The organism is Anaerolineae bacterium, from assembly GCA_013178015.1.
Lineage (GTDB): Bacteria > Chloroflexota > Anaerolineae > DRVO01 > DRVO01 > Ch71.
On the sequence record JABLXR010000030.1, the window covers coordinates 15,009 to 31,923 of the forward strand.

Sequence of the window (16,915 nt, forward strand, 5' to 3'; positions counted from 1 at the left end):
CACTGGCGGTGCTCGCCGGTAGGCCGCTTCCCTCAGGGGTGCAGGGTGCCACCAGCAGGGGCCCGGCTCCTGCCTCAGTCTCCTACTGCTACGGCCCTCGGAGCGGGGGGTAGCAGGGCACTGGTGGGCACCACCTCCTCCAGTCCATCCGGCCGCAGCCAGCGGAGCTTCACCCTGGTGTGGCCCGTCTCGTCCCAGAAACGGACCTCGATGGGTACCGCCCACGCTAGCTCCACCGCCAGGAGCGCTGGGACCTCCGGCTCCGCCGTGTCTAGCACCGGCTCCCCGTCCAGCCACAGCTGGGCGCGATCTCGGGCCGAGAGGGACAGCACGTACTGCCCCGGCATGGGCGGCACCAGCCAGCCATGCCACCGCACCCGGTAGGGTCGCTCCAGCGGCAGCTTGTGCACGAACATGTCCACCCAGGGATCCACCCGGCTGAAGCCTTGGCTCGACCCGGCGGGAGCAAGAGCCGACGGCGACCAGTCGTCGCCGGCACCGGGCAGATAGTCTCCCTGGAGGCCGCCGGGCTCGACGGGGAAGTGATAGAAGTACTGCTCGGACACCGCGACATACTCCGTCGCGTCGGGAAGGCGCCACAGGAACTGCAGCCGCCCGGCGCGATCGGGCAGGAGCTGGGCCCACAGGTCGTGCCGGCCGCGCGCCAGGTGCACTTCGGCCGTGCGGACCTCCGGCGCCCGAACTACGGTGGCCCCATCCAGCATCACGGCCGCCTGTCCCGGCGCCTCGAGCCGGAAGCGGTAGGTCCCGGACTGGGGCGCAACCAGGACGCCACGCCAGGTCACTGCCTGAGGCAGGGGCATCCCTTCTGCCAGTTCCAGTTCCAGCCGAGGTGACGGCAGAGGGCCGCCGGACTCACCCGGCCATGCGGTCTCCATCTCCAGCCCGCGCGGCTGCTCGATGTCGGCCGGGCTGAGGATGAACTCGTACATGGAAGCATGACCATCGGCGGGATTGGCGTGCTCCACCAGTTCAGCGGTGGGATACCAGCGAGCCAGGAGCTGGGCCAGCGAGCGGTGCTGCTCCCACACGAACACCAGAGCCCCTTCAGGGCCGCTTTCGCGCAGGGGCAGAACTTCCTGAGGCACGTAGGGGTCCGGTTCCGCGTACTCGGGGAGGAGGAAACGAACGGTGGGCTGGCCGTGCAAGACCGGGTCTACGTATATGGTCCTCCCTTGGCCGCGAGCTCGGATGGACAGAGCCATATGCGTCTCGGGGGTGGAGAAGCCGTTCCACACGGCAAAGTCGCTAGCCTGACGGAGGAAGAAGGTGTGATAAGACCCGGCAAGGAGCCACACCAGTCCGGCGGCTAGTGCGGGTGCCAGGAGTCGCCAGCGACGAGCACCGAAGGTATCGCACCAGCGACTCCAGAGATCGGCCAGAGGTACGGCGGCGATGAGGTAGACGGCCGGGACCAGCCCGATAGTGCGCAGAGCCTGGGGCGCCTCGAAGAGGACGCTGAGCACGCCCGCCGGCAGCATCACCAGAATCCACACCAGCAGCATCCACGACTGTGGGGCTCGGAGGAGTGCCAGACAGCCGAAGGCCCCTAGAACGAAGAGGGAACCCGTGAGGGGATGAAGCTGAGGGGCACCGGGCAGGTTGTGGCGGCCGTTGCGGTCGCCGGCCAAGTTGAACATCCCCAAGTGCCTTTTGAGGCTCTCCAGCACGTCCTCGCGGGCTTCCCACAGGCTTCGGTCTCCCTGGATGGACACCCGGCGGGTGCGCTCGGAGAAGGACTCGGGGTCGCTCAGGTAGTGGTGTATTTCGGGGGTAGCGGCCACCGCAGTGGCGGCGATCAGCAGAGCCAGGCCGAGGGCGGCTTCCTTCAGGGGAAGCTGGCGCAGGAGCACGTATAGGGTAACCGCCGCCAGTAGTAGGAGGGGTGCCAACCGGAAGGCGGTATAGGTCATGAGCCCCAGGCCCAGGCAGATCCCTGCTAGCAGGTAGCCACTGCGTTGGCTGCGGTGAATGCCCCGCACCAGAAACAGCAGGGCCGCCAGCAGCAAGGTGGGCACCAGGATGGCATCGAAGGCGATGCGACTGAAGTTGGCGTGCCAGCGGCTGGTGGCCAGCATCAGGGTAGCCGCCAGAGCCACCGGCCGGTCGAAGAGCTCCCGCGCGAGAAGGTAGAAGAGAGGCAAGGCCAGCAGGCCGGGGAACACGGCAGTCAGGCGCAGGGCCAACTCATTACTGCCCCAGAAGGAGAGCGCCGCCCCCACCCAGTACTCGTACAGAGCTCCGAAGCGGCCGTAGAAGCCTAACTCCCCGGCGAAGAAGGGGGGGAAGTAGCCCTCAGCCAGGGCGCGCAGGCCCTCCATGGCGTTGACGGCCTCGTCGTAGTAGATGCCTGCCGGGAAGGAATCCAGCCGGTGCAGTCGCATGAAGGCGCCCCAGCTCAGTATGGCGGCCAGAAAGGCCCACTCGCGCCCCAGAGGACGAGGGGCGCGTTCCTCGTGACGGCGGAGTACTTGGGCCGCAGCCACCAGGCACAGCAGCGAAGCCAGGTAGGGCGCCCAAGCGATGAGCTCGCCGCCGTGCGAGGCAAAGAGCAACAGGCCCAACGACCCCAGGATGACGGCCCCGGCTAGCCACATCAGCGCCACATCGCGCGACTGCCGCGGCAGGGCGGGGAAGCGGACGGAGAGCGGCCTGAACGTGTACGAAGGACGGGAATAGAGGTAGACGACCGCGGCCAGCATGAAGATGGCGGTGGCGTTGCCCGGCCGTCCCTCCCAGGCCTCCATCTGGGCCACTAGAGCGAGCGCCAGCCCCAGAAAGGCCCACGCCAGGCCGCTCATGCCCCGGCCGGCGGTGGCTCTCTGGCGCCAGCGGCCTAGGGTCGGGGGTCGCTGAACCGTAGCAGCCGGTGGTTCGCCGAGTCGGTCACCCACAACCGCCCCTCGCGGTCCAGCGCCAGCCCGGTGGGCAGGTTCATCCCAGCGGCGTCGGTGCCGTAGCGGCCGAAGCTGAGGACGATCTCACCCTCGTGGTCGAACACGAGAATGCGATACGCCTCCGGGTCGGCGGCGTAGATGTACTGGCTGTCAGCAGCCAGGTAGGGCTTGTTCATGACGCTCTCGCCTTCCCAGGACTCCACGGGCCAGTCGTCCACGAAGCGGAAGGACCGGTCGAGGCGCACTATTCGGCGGTTCCAAGTGTCGGCGACGAAGTAGTTGCCCGCCCCGTCCTCGGCCAGGCCGACCGGCTCGTCGAACCCGGGGCCGGCAACATCGCCTGATCCGTAGACGGCCACGAACTCACCCTGGGCGGTGAACTTCTGGATGCGCTTGTTGCCGGTATCGGTCACGTACACATAACCCTCGGAGTCCACCACCAGGTCTCTGGGTCCCCAGAAGCCGCCTGGACTGGCCTGGAGATTGCCGCCAGCATCGGCGAAGTAGCCCCACATGCCCTGGAAATCGCCGCGGGCGCTGAACCACTGCACCCGGTGATTCCAGGTGTCGGCCACGTAGACATCGCCGTTGGGGGCCACGGCGATGCCCCAGGGCTCGGTGAACTGGCCCGGGCCGTTGCCGGGGCCGCCCCAGGAATGGAGGAACTGGCCCTGAGGGGTGAAGACCTGCACCCGGTGGTTGCCGCTGTCCACCACGTACACGTTGCCGTCGGGGGCCACGGCTACACCCCGCGGCTGGGTGAATCTGCCCTCTTCCTGGCCCTGGGAACCTACCACCAGAGAGGCGGGCATCTCCCGCCACACTTCCTGGTAGGGGTCGGGCGGCATCTCTGCCGGTATGGCCAGGGTGACGCCCAGGTCCCACATCTGGTTGAGCACATCTTTGCGGATGTAGAGGGCGAAGCGGTTCTGGTAAGGCCAGTCGGAGAAGGGCGTCGGGTGGCGCCGGTACAGCCATATGGTGAGCCAGGTGTCCAGGCGATCACGGTCGCGGAGGACGTCCAGAATGCGCGCCGGGGTCAGGTTCTTGTAGCTCTCTACCGGCCACCACACCACCCGGTGCTGGAAGCGGAAGTAGCGATCGCCCAGGAGAGGCTTAGCCTTGGCCTCGTTGTCGCTGTTAACGATCACGACAGGGGCCTCCATGGCCGTCTTGGTGGGCTCGTTGCCATAGAAGATGCGGTTGGGGTAGTCCTTGACGTACCACTCCAGGGGCCAGACATCCTCCTGGTCGTAGGAGAAAGCCAGTTCATTCCCCCCAGTGATGCGGCGGGAGATCTCCTCGATCTGGCTCATGACTAGCTTGATGTCGGGCGTGCCGTGGGCATAGACGAGGAACTCGTTGACCAGGTCGTAGTTGATGTAGCTCGCCATCCAGGCGAAACGCACGGTCAGGGCCAGGATCAGGCTCAGCCCCAGTACCTTAGCGGAGTTGGCCACTCCCGTTGTCCCCAGCTGCCGGGCACGGCCAAAGGACAGCCACCCGAGCACGGCCAAGACAGCGAGTGCCCCCAGCCACTGGCCGGTGGCGTTGAGCTGGCTCAAGGAGAACCCTTGCAGAGGCCGCACCCGGATCATCACCAGCAGCGCGGCACCCATCAGCACCAAAAGGCCGCTAAGGGTGAGCCCTCCTCGGCGGAGCCAGGACTGCCAGTCCTGCGCGCTCAGCCAGCGGCCCACTACCTGGGCCGCGATGAAGAGCAGGGGTAGCACTGGGTGGACGACCAACCAGGGCATCTTCTCCCCGGCCCAGGAGTAGATCACTAGGGAAGTGATAGCCCAGTAGGCCAGAAAGGAGAGCCAGTAGCCATCTCCCAGGTCGGCAGCCAGCCGCCGCCTGGCCGCCTTGGCCATCAGGTAACCCAGCGCGGGCAGGCCGACGAAGAAAGGGGCCAAGTCGTAGAAGGGCATGAGGAAGAAGTAGTAGTACCAGGGCTGGCTGCCCCGCTGAACTGGCTGCTGCGCCAGCCAGTACCCAATGGCACCCACCGAGCCGGTCACGATACCGCGAGGGTTGGTGAAGAAGGTAGTGAACAGCACTACGTAGACAGCCACGAAGACGATCAGCGGCAAGCGCAGGCGCTCCCAGTTGAGTAAGCGCAGGGCCTCGGTGAACTGGCGCCGGTCGCGGGGGAAGAACAGGGTGGCTGCCAGGGCAGCGGCCAGGAGAAGGCTAACGAACATCAGGTTGGGAGTGAGCCGGACCGCCAGTGAGGGGGCGCCAGTAGGATCAGGTCGGGTGGCTAAGTGAAGGGCCACCACCAGGGCCACCAGCCCCAGAGCTGCCCCGCCTGAGCCCAGCTGCAGAACCGAGCGGGCCCGCTCCGAAGCTCGCTCCCAGACCAGCACCAGAGCCACGAAGGTGAGGCCGATGAAGGCGGTGATGAAGGCCACTTCCTTGGTGGCGATGGACAGGATGAGCACCAGCGAAGCCAAAGTAAGCCAGCGAGGCCGGTGGTCGCGCACGTAGGAGAAGAGCGAGAACGCCAGCAGCAGGGTCCAGACGGTGATGTAGATGTCGTTGCGAATGTAGCGGGAGTAGTAGAGCAGCGACGGGCTCACCAGGATGAGCACGGCTGCCATCAGCGCTCCGGCGCGGCCCATCCAGCGCCGGAAGAGGTAGGGAAGGCCCACCATGGCCACCCCGAACAAGGCGGGAACGATGCGGGCCGTGTAGTCGCTCACCCCGAACAGGAAGTAGATCAGAGCGTTGGCGTGGAAGAGGAAGGGGCCGTGCATCATGGGGTCGTGAGCGTAGCCCTCGCCCCGGTACAGCTTCCAGGAGAAGAGGGCATGTAGGCTCTCGTCGTGGCTCATAGCCCGGGCGCCCAGGTCCCAGAAGCGAGTGGCGACCGCCAGTAGCAGGAGCACCAGGTAGACGCCCTGCTCCAGATTCAAGCTGAACGCCTCTACCAGGGGCCGGTCAAGCCAACTCGCGCCCGGGAGAGGCTTCTCCTCGCGCTCGGGGGCTGCCGGTTCCGCTTCTACTTTGACTTGCCGTGCGTCGTCATTCATGCGATCTACGGTCCCAGATGAGCCTGTATGCGTCGTCACTAGGAGGGACTCAGCCCCCGGCCCTCTTCCACACGGGGGAGAGGGGGTTGGGCACCCGGCTACCCGCCATCGGAGCGCACCCAAAGGCTGACTCGCTCCCATTCGACGTCCACGGTGGGCACCTCGCGGTACAGGAGCCAGCTTAGAAAGGCACCGACATCGGCGAACCGGGGCCGCCAGTTGCCAGCCACCGCGTACTCCTGACCCACGTAGTTGCCCCCGGTCAACAGCAAGTCGGTGCCTTCGGTGAGCAGGGCGGGGGCATCGGCCTCGCCTGCTACCACCTCCACCCAGGTGAGGTCCCGCATGTGGCGCAGGTACCAGGCCACGGCGGGGCCCACGCTGCGCTCGGCCACCAAGGCCAGCTCGTCGCCGTGGCCCGTCCGAGACCAGGAGAGGTCGGTCACATCTCGCACCAGGTCCCCTAGGCCAGCGGCGCTCACGGTTGGCAGCGTGACCTCCTGAGGCAGCCTATGCCTCAGAGTGGCTCCTTGGGTGGAATTGGCCAAAGACCAGAGGAAGAGCACCACAAGCAGCGCGCTGGCGCCTACCGCACCTGCCGTCTGCGGCCCCTGTCGCAGCCAGAGGAGACCCAGAAGGGCAAGGCCGATCCCGGCCGCGGTGATCAGGAGCAGCAGGAACACGGTGTCTTCGCGCTTCGCCAGCCCGGTGAGGGCCACCGCGGCGTACCCTCCCAGAACCGTGGCCACCGCAGCCGCCTCCGGCAGCAGCCGACCATCCAGCGAAGCCAGCCGGCGCCCGATGCCCTCGACGGCCGGCGCGGCCAGCACGGCCAGCGCCGGCAGAGCCAGCACCAGCCCCAAGCCGGGTGCGCCTGCCACCAGGATCAAGAGCAGGCTGGTGCCCGTCCAGAGATAGAGCGCCCGGCCGACAGGGTCCTGAGGTGGGATGAGTAGTATGACTCCCAGGGCGGGGACCAGAAGCAAGGGCTCGTAGGCGAGGAGCACCAGCACCTGACGGGCGAAGACACCCGGTTCGCGCTGAAGAAGGCCGTGCGCCAGGGACCCGCCCAGGTCCAGCATGCTCTGGAACCCGGCCGGGTGGAGGAAGCCCGCGGTAGAAATCACCAGGGCGCCGGCACCCAGCCCGAGCCCGAATCCCGCCCAAGTGGTGTGCCGTGGCCGGGGCAGGTCCCGCCGTACCGCCAACCACACGATCAAGCCCAGCACCAGGGCGGCCCAGGCATCGGCCGAGCTGCCCAGAGCCACCGCCAGGCCCACGCCGGTGGCCACCGCCCAGTTCCGGCCCCCTCCCAGGGCGCGCTTGGCTCCAAACCCGAGGGCAAACAGGAGGGCGGCGCCCGCCAGGCCCCGGCCCAGGCCCATAGACCCGCTCGCGGTCCAGAAGGGCGACAGGGACAACAACAGGGCGGCGAGGAGGGAGCGGTTCCGGCCCAGCACCGGCCTGAGGAGCCAGAAGGCGAGGGGGGAGAACGCCGTCAGGACCGCTACCGGCAGACGAGCGGTCGAGTCGCCGGCGCCGAAGAGGAAGAACACTAGCGCCTGCAGGGTCAAGAGCGCCGGCGCCGTCGGGCCCGTTTCACCAACCTCCGCCGGACTCCCCAGAGCCAGGCGGTGAGCGGCCAGCGCCTGGGCCGCCTCATTTGGGGACAGGGGAGCAGAACCCAGCGCCGCCAGGCGCAGCCCCAGGCCCAGCAGGCACACGGCCGCGTAGGCGGCGGCCTCGACGGTGAGACCGGTCTCTCGGCAGAGGCTCTCTCGCCTCACGATGGCTGAGGATAGCATGGCCAGCGCGGCTCACTCCGCTGCCCGCCGGGTCGGGCCTCGGCATGGCGGACCGCACGAGCAGGTGCCTTCGAGGGCCGGCGGGCTGGCTTCAGGTACGCCCAAGGATTATACGGAGTGGCCAATGAGCCCGCCAACGAGCCGGAGAATGGTACGCTGATGACACTGAAACTAGCAGATTCGCCCTGATCCTTCTTGGTTCTTTCTCTGATCAGCGTAGATCCGCGGCCTATCAGCGGCATCCGCGTTTCATCTAGAACGCGATCTCGGCCACTTGCTCGAAGTCGAGGATGATCTCTTCAGAGGAGTCGTCCTCGTCCGGCGGCCGCCATCCCGCTTGCTGGCCCCGGGCGCACAGGGAGCGATAGGAGCAGAAGGCGCAGCGGCGGGGGTCGTCCGCCTGGGGCAGGCCCTCCTCTTCCCGGGAGGCGATCTCCCCCACCAGACGCTCCAGGTAGCGGGCATCGGCGGCGTGGCGATGGGAGTCGTACGGCAACGTGGCAGGGTCGGTCGGGTGCTCCGGGAACCAGTACACCATGCGCACCCCATCGGGCTCCGGGGGAACGCCATCGGTGAGGCTGCCGCCGGCCTCCACCAGCAGGTAACGGTAGACGACGGTCTGCAGTCGCCCCTCCAGCCACCGGTCGGACGGACGCGTGGGGCCCGTCTTCCAGTCCACTATGACTGCCTGGCCGCCGGGCTCTAGGGCCAGCAGGTCGTACCTGGCTACCAGCCGGAAGCCGCCCACGCTGCCCGACAGGACGGCTTCCGGGTAGAGACGGCCGGGCAGCCGCGTCGGGGAATGCTCCTGGTAGGTGCTCCACCAGCGCGCCAGATCGGGCTCGAGGGCGGTGGCGGAGAGCGCGCCCAGATCCAGCCCGGAAAGGTGCTGCCACACCAGGCGGTGGAAGGCGGCGCCCTGCCGGAGGTGCCGTTCGTGCTCCAGGAAGGGCTCTGACTCCACCGCCGGCCAGGCCAGGCGGCGCAGGTGCCGCAGCTGGAAGCGCCGCGGGCAGTCCACGTAGTCCTGGAGCAGGCTCTGGCTGAACTGGAAGTCAGGCGGTAGGGCCACGGCCATTCTCCTCCCACCAGGTGTGTAGGGCGACGAGGGGGGCGGCGGGGCGCATGTTGCCGTTACGGCCGCTGTTGCAGGTCACCACCAACTCCTTCCGGGCCCGGGTGATGCCCACGTAGAGCAGCCGCAGTCGCTCGGCGCAATACCGGATGCGGGCCGCCCGGCTGGCTTCGCCCTCTACGTAGGTTGCAGGGGATAGGTTACAGGTTACAGGGGATAGGTTACAGGTTACAGGGGACAGGTTGTTGGTGACGGAGGGATCCCCCTCGCCCGGCGACCACTGTTCCCCGACCTTTACTCCCTGCGCCTCACACCCTGTAACCTGTCCCCTGTAACCTGTAACCTGTTCTAGCTGCGCTTCGGCCTCGGCTTGCAGGTTGAGGTGGTGGCGCACGAACTGCCTCTCGGACTTGTAGGAGTCGTGCACCTGGGCGGAGGGAAAGTCGTAGTTGTTGACAGAGAGCAGGTAGACGCGGTCCCACTCCAGGCCCTTGGCCTTGTGGACGGTAGTCACCACCACCTTGCCCCGGTGGCGCTCCGGGTCGAAGCCGGTGTCGTCCTCGCTGAGGCCGAGGAGTTTCCGTTGGTTGGCGGCGATGGCACTCAGCTCGCGACAGAGATCGGGAAGGTGCCGGCCCGGGGTGGCCTGATCCATCCGGCGCAAGTGCACCGCCAGCTTGTGCGCCATCGCCAGGTCGGCCGGATCGTGGAACAGGTCCTGCGCCAGGGTGAGTATCAGTTGGTCGGGGGGCAGGACCACGGCCTCCTGCCAGCTTGCCACCATGGCCCGGAACTCCTCCAGCCGCTCTCGGACGGCCCCCTCCAGGCCAAGGAGAGCCTGGTCTAGCCAGTCCGTCCCCGGGCGGCCATGCAGGAAGTCCTCCGGCCTAGGACAGCGGCCGATCATCCGGGCTGGGCGGTCGGCGTCTCCATCATCGTCTGCGTGGATACGCTCATGCCAGGCGCGGTAGAGGCCAGCCAGCTTGGGCGGGGAGAGCGGGTCGGCCAGGTGAGCGACGGCGGCGGCCAGCAGGCGAGCCGCGTCGCGAGTGGCGGTGGTGCTGGTGAGGAGCTCGACGCAGGGCACCTGGAGGCGGCGGAGCTCCGCCACCAGTCGGGCGCCGTACTCGTTGGTGCACACCAGGGCGGCCACGGTGGCGTTGGGCTCCTCGGCCAGGAATCGGGCCAGGTTCCGGGCCACCATCTGCCGTTCCTCCCTCGGCGTCCTCAACTGGGTTGAAAGGAAGATCCGCTCGGGAGCGTCCGGGGGGTTGGGCTGGGAGTCTCCGGGGGGCGTGGGCTCGATGTGCGGAGGAGCCAGCGCCGCCCGGAGCTCCTGCACCGGGTGCTGGTGGCGGCACCAGTCCATGAGGTAGTTGGCCAGCCTGATGATGCTCGGAGTGGAGCGACCGGAGTTGGGGAGCTCACGGCGCTGCACGCCCGGCTCCTGCAAGAACTCCCGCAGGTAGCGCGGGTCGGCGGTGGTGAAGGTGTCGTAGATGGCCTGGTTGGGGTCGCCCACCCGGACCCAGTTGCCTACGGGCCCCACCAGCAGGCGCAGGAGGACCTCCTGGAGGCGGGTGCTGTCCTGCGCCTCGTCTTCCAGTACGTAGGGCCAGCGGTGACGCAGGCGGGCCAGGAGGTCTGCGTCCAGTTGCAGGGCGTCCAGGGCCAGGCGCACCAGGTCGTCGAAGTCCACCGCACCCCGGTAGGCCAGGGATCGCTGGTAGTCGGAGTAGATATCGCTGGCGGCCTGCAGGAGAGGCAGAGGCTGCCCATAGGCCTCGATCAAGTCGCGCAACTGCTCCGGCCCGAGTTGCAGGTCCTTGGCCCGCCTGATCGTGGCTCCGGCGACCTCCTCCATCAGGCGGGGCCAGTGCTCCCGCTGGATGGCCTTGCGCTGCGGTTCGGTCAGATCGGGTGCCAGGTAGTCATCGGCCAGGAAGGGATGGGTGCGGAGCCAGCTCGCCACCACATCGCGGATGAGGCGCTCAGCCTCGGGCTCGTCCACGATGGCGAAGTCTTCGGCCAGCCCCACCAGCCCGGGACGCTCGCGGACGATGTCGTGGGCCAGGGAGTGGAGGGTGCAAACGCGGTAGCCCAGGTTGGGCAGCAGGCCCCCGGCCCGCACGAAGCCGGCCACCTGGCGGGCGAAGTGATCCACGGCCGAGTTGACCAGGGTGACGATGAGCACTTCCTGGTCGTCCTCGAGGCCGCCCTCGGCCACCAGCTTGGCCGCCAGGCAGGAGAGGGTCACCGTCTTGCCGCTGCCGGGCACGGCGGCGATGCCCATCTTTCCCCCGCGGTAGGCGAGCACCTCCTCTTGCTTGGGCCTGGGCCTGAAAGTCACGGGGATCTCACCGCAGAGACCGCAGAGAACGCAGAGAAGAGAAGGAGGGAACCGACCGCCGAGACTGCTGCGACCGCAGAGGAGAGCAGAACAGCAAAGAAAGACAAGCGCACACAGCGTGCGAGAGGGAGTGCACCACAGACACAAGACCATTCATCTTTTCTCTGCGGTCTCTGCGATCTCTGCGGTGAGCTCCCCCCGGGCGCGGAGCAGGCGCTGCACCGCCTGCAGGAGGGGGCCGCGGCCCTCGAAGCCGTCCTCGGCGTACTGGCTGAGGCCCAGGTAGACTCGATGCCGGCAGCGGCGCAGCAGCCCCTGCAGCAGTGTCTGCAGCCCCTCCTGCCGAACGCGGAACTCGTCCGCATCGGTCCAGGGTCGGCCGGAGGGCCAGGGCCGGCTGAGCACGTACGGGTGGGTGAGGGGCTGGTGGAGCCGTTCCCACCAGCCCCGGCTTCCTACGTCGAGCCAGAACTGGTAGTCCACGGGCCGGTTGGCCAGCAGGAAGGTGTAGGCGGGGGCCAATAGTACGGCGTCATCGGGGCCCTGGCGCCAGGCGCTCACATACTGGGCCGCCACCACGCCCTCGTGCACCATCTCCACGTACTCCTGAGCGGCGGTCTTGCCGTCGGGCGGGTCGTCTCCCGCCACCCACCGGAACTTGCGGGCCGACTCGATGAGATTGGCGGCGGCTTCGCCCCGGTCGTAGTGGCGGTGAAAGCCGAAGCCCTGCTGGGACAGCACTTCGCCGAATAGGCGGCTGAGGAAGTGATCCAGCTCCAGGGGCGACCCGGCGGCGTAGTCCTCCAGCCAGCCGCGCAGCCGGTCGTACCGCTGGCCCAGCAGGTAAGTGATCCTCTCCTGCGCCTCCCGGGGGATCGCCTCGAAGGGCAGGAGGGGGAGGCCTTCGGCGTGGGGCCGGTGCACCTGTCGGGCCAGCAGATGGGCGCGGACCAGGTCCAGCCCGTCTAGGGCCTGAGCCAGGGCGCAGATGAGGTCGTCGCGGGACGGGGTTATGCCCCAGGCGGGATGGGCCAGGGCGGCCAGGGTCAGCAGGCAGCGCGAGGCGGGCTCGTCTCGGAGGGCACGGGAGGGACGATGCGAGCGCCAGGGCACCTGGCGCCGTTCCAGCCGGGTGGCGAGGGAGAAGCGCAGGGAGTCGCTGAGGAAGGGGGCCAGGATGACGACCTCGCCGGGGGCCTCGCTCTGCTCGTGCACCAGCTCCGCCACCCGGTCCGCCACCCAGTCCAGCATCTGGGGCTGGTAGCGGTGGTGCTCGAAGGCCAGGGCGGGGCCGATCTCGAGGTCGGGAGGGACCGGCCTGCGGTCGAGGGCGTGGCCGAGGCCCTGAGCCAGGGCCTCGACGGGCGGCGAGGTCACCAGTGACTTCTCGAAGGTCACCTGGACCTGGCATACGCTCCGGAGAGAGTAGGCGCCGTCGGGATCGGCACCCAGGAAGCGGCGATAGCCGGCGTCGCTGTCGGCCACCAGCAGGGCCGACTGGCAGTGGGGCAGCCACTGGCGCAGGAGGTCGTGGGCCACGGGGGTGTCCTCCTCCAGGTTGTCCCAGATCAGGTGCCGGTGGCGGTGGAGCAGGTGGCGGCGGCAGAGGTCGCGCGGCCACACGTGGTGCAGGAAGGTCTCCACCTGGAGGGAGAAGTCGAGCAGGTTGTGCTCCAGGCAGTAGCGGCGGAAACGCTGGGCGCAATCCTGAGCCTCGTCGTAGATGCGGGCCTGGGCGGCCTCGCCCACCCAGGCGGACTTGAGCCGGGCGGCGATCTCGGTGTGGGGGAAGCCTACCACGGCAGCCTTGCTAAGGTTGTCCAGGACCTGGCTGTAGAGGCGGCTGCGCTGGACGTGGGCGGTCTGCAGGTAGCCGGCGTCCAGCAGGGGCCTGACCAGCCGGGCCATGTAGTACTGGGCCGTCTCCAGGGTGAGGAAGACGGGCGGCAGTTCGGGGTGGGCGAATCCGGCCTCTGCGGCCACCAGGGGCCAGAAGAGCTCCACCGACTGGCGGGCCAGACCGCCCAGGGTGGACACGGTGACCATGCCGCCGGGGGGCAGGTCGGGGTGGCGGAGGCAACGGTGGTAGGGCTCGGCCAGGGTGCGCTGGGGGGTTAGCACCAGGATGGTGTCGGCGCGGACGCCGGAGTGGAGCAGGTGGCAGAGGCGGGCCACAGCGGCGGTGGTCTTGCCCGAGCCGGCGGGCCCTTGGAGGAAGAGGGCGCCGCGGGCCTCGGCGATGGCGGCCTGGTCCTCGGTGAGGGTGATGGGGGCGAGGACGGTGTCGAGGGCTGCCAGGGCGACCTCCGTGAGTGAGATGAGTGCTTACGTGAGGAGAGGTGCAGGTATGGTGCCGGGAGGGCTTCACCGGCCGGCCGCCCCGCCATGAATGGCCGGGCTAGGGCTGCCAAGCCCGCCTGCGCGGGCTGCGCTGTCTGCATGATCCTTCTCTTGCTTGTGCCCGATTCTGACGCCCCCGGGAGATATGAGCCGGCCGGCCGCCCCGCCATGAATGGCCGGGCTAGGGTTGCCAAGCCCACCTGCGCGGGTGCTCTGTCTGCATGATCCTTCTCTTGCTTGTGCCCGATTCTGACGCCCCCGGGAGATATGAGCCGGCCGCCCGCCCCGCCATGAATGGCCGGGCTAGGGTTGCCAAGCCCGCCTGCGCGGGCTGCGCTGTCTGCATGATCCTTCTCTTGCTTGTGCCCGATTCTGACGCCCCCGGGAGATATGAGCCGGCCGCCCGCCCCGCCATTCATGGCGGGGCTAGGGCTGCCAAGCCCGCCTACGCGGGCTCCCCTAGGTAGGTGCGATCGTTCCCTGCTTTCGCCCGGTTCTGACGCCCTCGGGAGAGATGAGCCAGCCGGACGCCCCGCCATGAATGGCCGGGCTAGGGTTGCCAAGCCCGCCTACGCGGGCTGTCCCTACGTAGTTGCGATCCTTCCCTAGCCGGCCGGAGGGCCGGCTTCGCAATCTCTAGCACGTGGCTTCAGCCCGTGCGCTCCCCGCCTGTGCATCCCCGTGGCCACCCCCTCCCTTTGTCCTCGCCGGCGGCAGACGCTACAATCCCCCACTGTCAGGCGCGTTACCTGATAGTCAGTAGACCGAGGAGATACCGTATGAAGAGTCGAGTGTTGATCGCATCCGCCCTGCTGGCCGTTGCCATGATGGCCGCGAGCGTCTTCCCCACCCTGGCTCAGGACCCCGCTGTTCCCCAGGCAGGGGAAGTGCTTAGGCACATCACCGTGGTGGGCCGGGGCACAGTCAACGTCAGCCCCGACGTCGCCACCATCAACGTGGGGGCCGAGACTCAGGCCGAGGACGTCGCGGAGGCCGTGGCCCAGAACGCCGAGACGATGGACCGCATCCTTGCCGCCCTGGAAGAGGCCGGAGTGGCAGAGGAGGACATCCAGACCTCGGAGTACAGCATCTTCTTCGACGAGGGCTTCCGCGGTGCCGACGTGCCGCCCCAGCCCACCTTTCGCGTGTTCAACATGGTGCGGGTGATCATCCGCGACCTGGACCGGTTGGGCGAGTTCATCGGCGTAGCGGTAGACGCTGGGGCCAACCGCCTCTTCGGCGTGAGCTTCGCCCTGTCCGACACGGCCGAGGCCGAGGCAACGGCGCGCGAAGAGGCCGTCGCCGACGCCCGGCAGAGGGCCGAGCACCTGGCGTCGCTGGTGGGCGCCTCGGTAGGGGAGGTAATCAGCGTGAGCGAGGTGGTGATGGGGGCCGTTCCCTTCCCCAGTGCGTCCGCGTTCGACATGGGCGCCGGAGGGCCGGGCATTGTGCCGGGACAGCTCGAGTTCACCACCAACATCCAGGTCATCTACGCCCTGGGGCCGGCAGAGGCGAAGGCAGTCGCTCCGGTGGCCCAGGCCACCATTACCCCGGGCGAGGGGACGGACACCTACTCCCTCAGCCTCATCCCCGTACCCAGCCCCAGCATGACCGAAGAGGGGCGTACCCTGGCCGCCACGGTGGAGGTGAGGGCAGAGGGAGAGGACGAGCCAGCGCAAACGCTGGAGGTGCTCTTCCGCACTCCGTTCGAGACCGCCGAGCAAGTAGACCTGTGGGCGGAGGAGATGGACCTGATCGTGGAGGACATCAACTTCGACGGCTTCCAGGACTTCGCCGTGACGGAGCCGGGCGGGGCCAACTGGCAAGTGTCCCACTGGTACCTGTACGACGAAGAGGCGGGCGAGTTCATTACCAACGAGTTCACCGAGCAGCTCAGCCTGCTCCCCTGGGCCTCCTATAGCCTCGATCCCGTGGACCAGACCATCACCGTGACCAACCGGCTGGGCGCTACTGGCTCGGTGGAGACGGTGTACCTGGTCCACGAAGGAGAGCTGGTGCTTGTAAGCGCCGACCCCGATGCGCCCACCATCGAGAGCGGACCCTTCTCGGGCCGGTAACGAGGTCGGGACGGCGCCAGAACCTCACTTCCCATCCGCTCTCCCGACAGGAGAGCGTAGCTCGGCTCCTCCTGCCCTGAGCCGGGAGGAGCCGAGCCGGCGAGTGGGTCTGTGAGCGCACATCCGGCCAACCTGGCCCTGCGCTTCCTGCTGGAGCTGGCCGCCTGGACGGCCATGGGCTACTGGGGCTGGACTCAGGGGCGGGGGCTGGTACGGTTCGTCCTTGGGCTGAGCCTGCCCCTGGCGGCTATGGCCGTGTGGGGCATCTTCGGGGTGCCCGGCGACCCGGGGGATGCGCCGGTGGCCGTGCCCGGCGTAGTGAGACTGGCGATCGAGCTGCTCCAGTTCGGCCTGGCCTCGGTACTGCTTGTCGCCGCCGGGAGGGCCGGGCTGGGCACGGCACTGGCAATCATCGTCCTGCTGCACTACGCCGTCTCGTACGATAGAGTGCGGTGGCTGCTGCGGCAGTGAGCCACCCAGGAGCCGCCAGTCGGCGGCGCCACTACGTCGGACCCACGGAGGGGGATGCCCATGCCCGAGGGAGTGGCCTTCGCGCTCGTGCTTTCCACCCTGGCCGGCCTCTCTACGTCGCTGGGCGGGTTGCTTGGCCTGCTCGTCCGCCAGCCCGGACCGCGCTTCATGGCCCTCACGCTCGGGTTCTCCGCCGGGGTGATGGTGCTGGTGTCGTTCGTGGAGCTGCTTCCGGGGGCCATCGAGAGCATCGGGTTCACCGCTGCCCACGTCGCCTTCTTCGGGGGCGTCGGGGCCATGTTCCTCATAGACGTCTTCATCCCTCACGACTACCTGGGCGAGACTCATGAAGGGGAGGCCGGCTCTCAGGAGGCGAACCTGGAGAAGACCGGCCTCTTCGTGGCTCTGGGCATAGGCATACACAACTTCCCCGAAGGGATGGCGTCGTTCGTTGGGGCGCTGGAGGACCCGTCGCTGGGCATCGCCATAGCGGTGGCGGTGGCCATCCACAACATACCCGAGGGTCTGGCGGTGGCGGCGCCGATCTACGCTGCCACCGGAAGCCGCCGCAAGGCCTTCCTTTGGTCCTTCCTCTCTGGCCTGGCGGAGCCGGTGGGCGCGGGGCTGGCGGCTCTGGTCCTGCTGCCCTTCCTCAGCCCGGCCGTGCTGGGCGTAGTCCTGGCGGCGGTGGCCGGGATCATGGTGTTCATCTCGATGGACGAACTGGTGCCGGTGGCCAGTTCCTTCGGGCAGGAGCACCTGCCCATCGTCGGCGTCTCGTTGGGGATGGTGGTCATGGCCGTGAGCCTTGGGATCCTGCGCTGAAGGGGTCCGACCGGCGGA

At 68.2% G+C, this 16,915-nt stretch carries 9 protein-coding genes; 3 read left to right on the forward strand and 6 right to left on the reverse strand.

Annotation, left to right across the window (positions count from 1 at the left end; genetic code table 11):
* Positions 1–74: 74 nt before the first annotated feature.
* The 6 genes from HPY83_12205 to HPY83_12230 all read right to left on the reverse strand — a co-directional run bounded on the left by HPY83_12205 (position 75) and on the right by HPY83_12230 (position 13,502).
* Complete coding sequence (locus HPY83_12205; GenBank protein ID NPV08706.1) at positions 75–2,915, reverse strand: phospholipid carrier-dependent glycosyltransferase; 2,841 nt, start codon at positions 2,913–2,915, stop codon at positions 75–77.
* Positions 2,858–5,953, reverse strand: coding sequence for a TIGR03663 family protein (locus HPY83_12210; protein ID NPV08707.1), 3,096 nt, complete (start codon positions 5,951–5,953; stop codon positions 2,858–2,860). The genes HPY83_12205 and HPY83_12210 overlap by 58 nt, the downstream gene beginning before the upstream one ends.
* Positions 5,954–6,051: 98 nt before the next feature.
* Positions 6,052–7,758, reverse strand: a complete 1,707-nt coding sequence (locus tag HPY83_12215) for a hypothetical protein (GenBank protein NPV08708.1) — start codon at positions 7,756–7,758, stop codon at positions 6,052–6,054.
* Positions 7,759–8,011: 253 nt separating this feature from the next.
* A complete protein-coding gene (locus HPY83_12220) occupies positions 8,012–8,830 on the reverse strand; it encodes a PD-(D/E)XK nuclease family protein (GenBank protein ID NPV08709.1) in 819 nt (272 codons plus the stop codon).
* Positions 8,814–11,183 carry a DEAD/DEAH box helicase gene (locus HPY83_12225; GenBank protein ID NPV08710.1) on the reverse strand — a complete coding sequence of 790 codons (2,370 nt, stop codon included), beginning with the start codon at positions 11,181–11,183 and terminating at the stop codon, positions 8,814–8,816. The genes HPY83_12220 and HPY83_12225 overlap by 17 nt, the downstream gene beginning before the upstream one ends.
* A gap of 153 nt (positions 11,184–11,336) precedes the next feature.
* Positions 11,337–13,502 carry an AAA family ATPase gene (locus HPY83_12230; protein ID NPV08711.1) on the reverse strand — a complete coding sequence of 722 codons (2,166 nt, stop codon included), beginning with the start codon at positions 13,500–13,502 and terminating at the stop codon, positions 11,337–11,339.
* An 800-nt stretch (positions 13,503–14,302) separates the two neighbouring features.
* Between HPY83_12230 and HPY83_12235 the strand changes: the two genes are divergently transcribed.
* The 3 genes from HPY83_12235 to zupT all read left to right on the forward strand — a co-directional run bounded on the left by HPY83_12235 (position 14,303) and on the right by zupT (position 16,897).
* On the forward strand, positions 14,303–15,601 hold the full coding sequence (locus HPY83_12235) for an SIMPL domain-containing protein (GenBank protein NPV08712.1): 1,299 nt from the start codon (positions 14,303–14,305) through the stop codon (positions 15,599–15,601).
* Positions 15,602–15,712: 111 nt separating this feature from the next.
* Complete coding sequence (locus HPY83_12240; GenBank protein NPV08713.1) at positions 15,713–16,072, forward strand: YrdB family protein; 360 nt, start codon at positions 15,713–15,715, stop codon at positions 16,070–16,072.
* Positions 16,073–16,132: 60 nt separating this feature from the next.
* Complete coding sequence (gene zupT, locus HPY83_12245; GenBank protein NPV08714.1) at positions 16,133–16,897, forward strand: zinc transporter ZupT; 765 nt, start codon at positions 16,133–16,135, stop codon at positions 16,895–16,897.
* Positions 16,898–16,915: the final 18 nt, after the last annotated feature.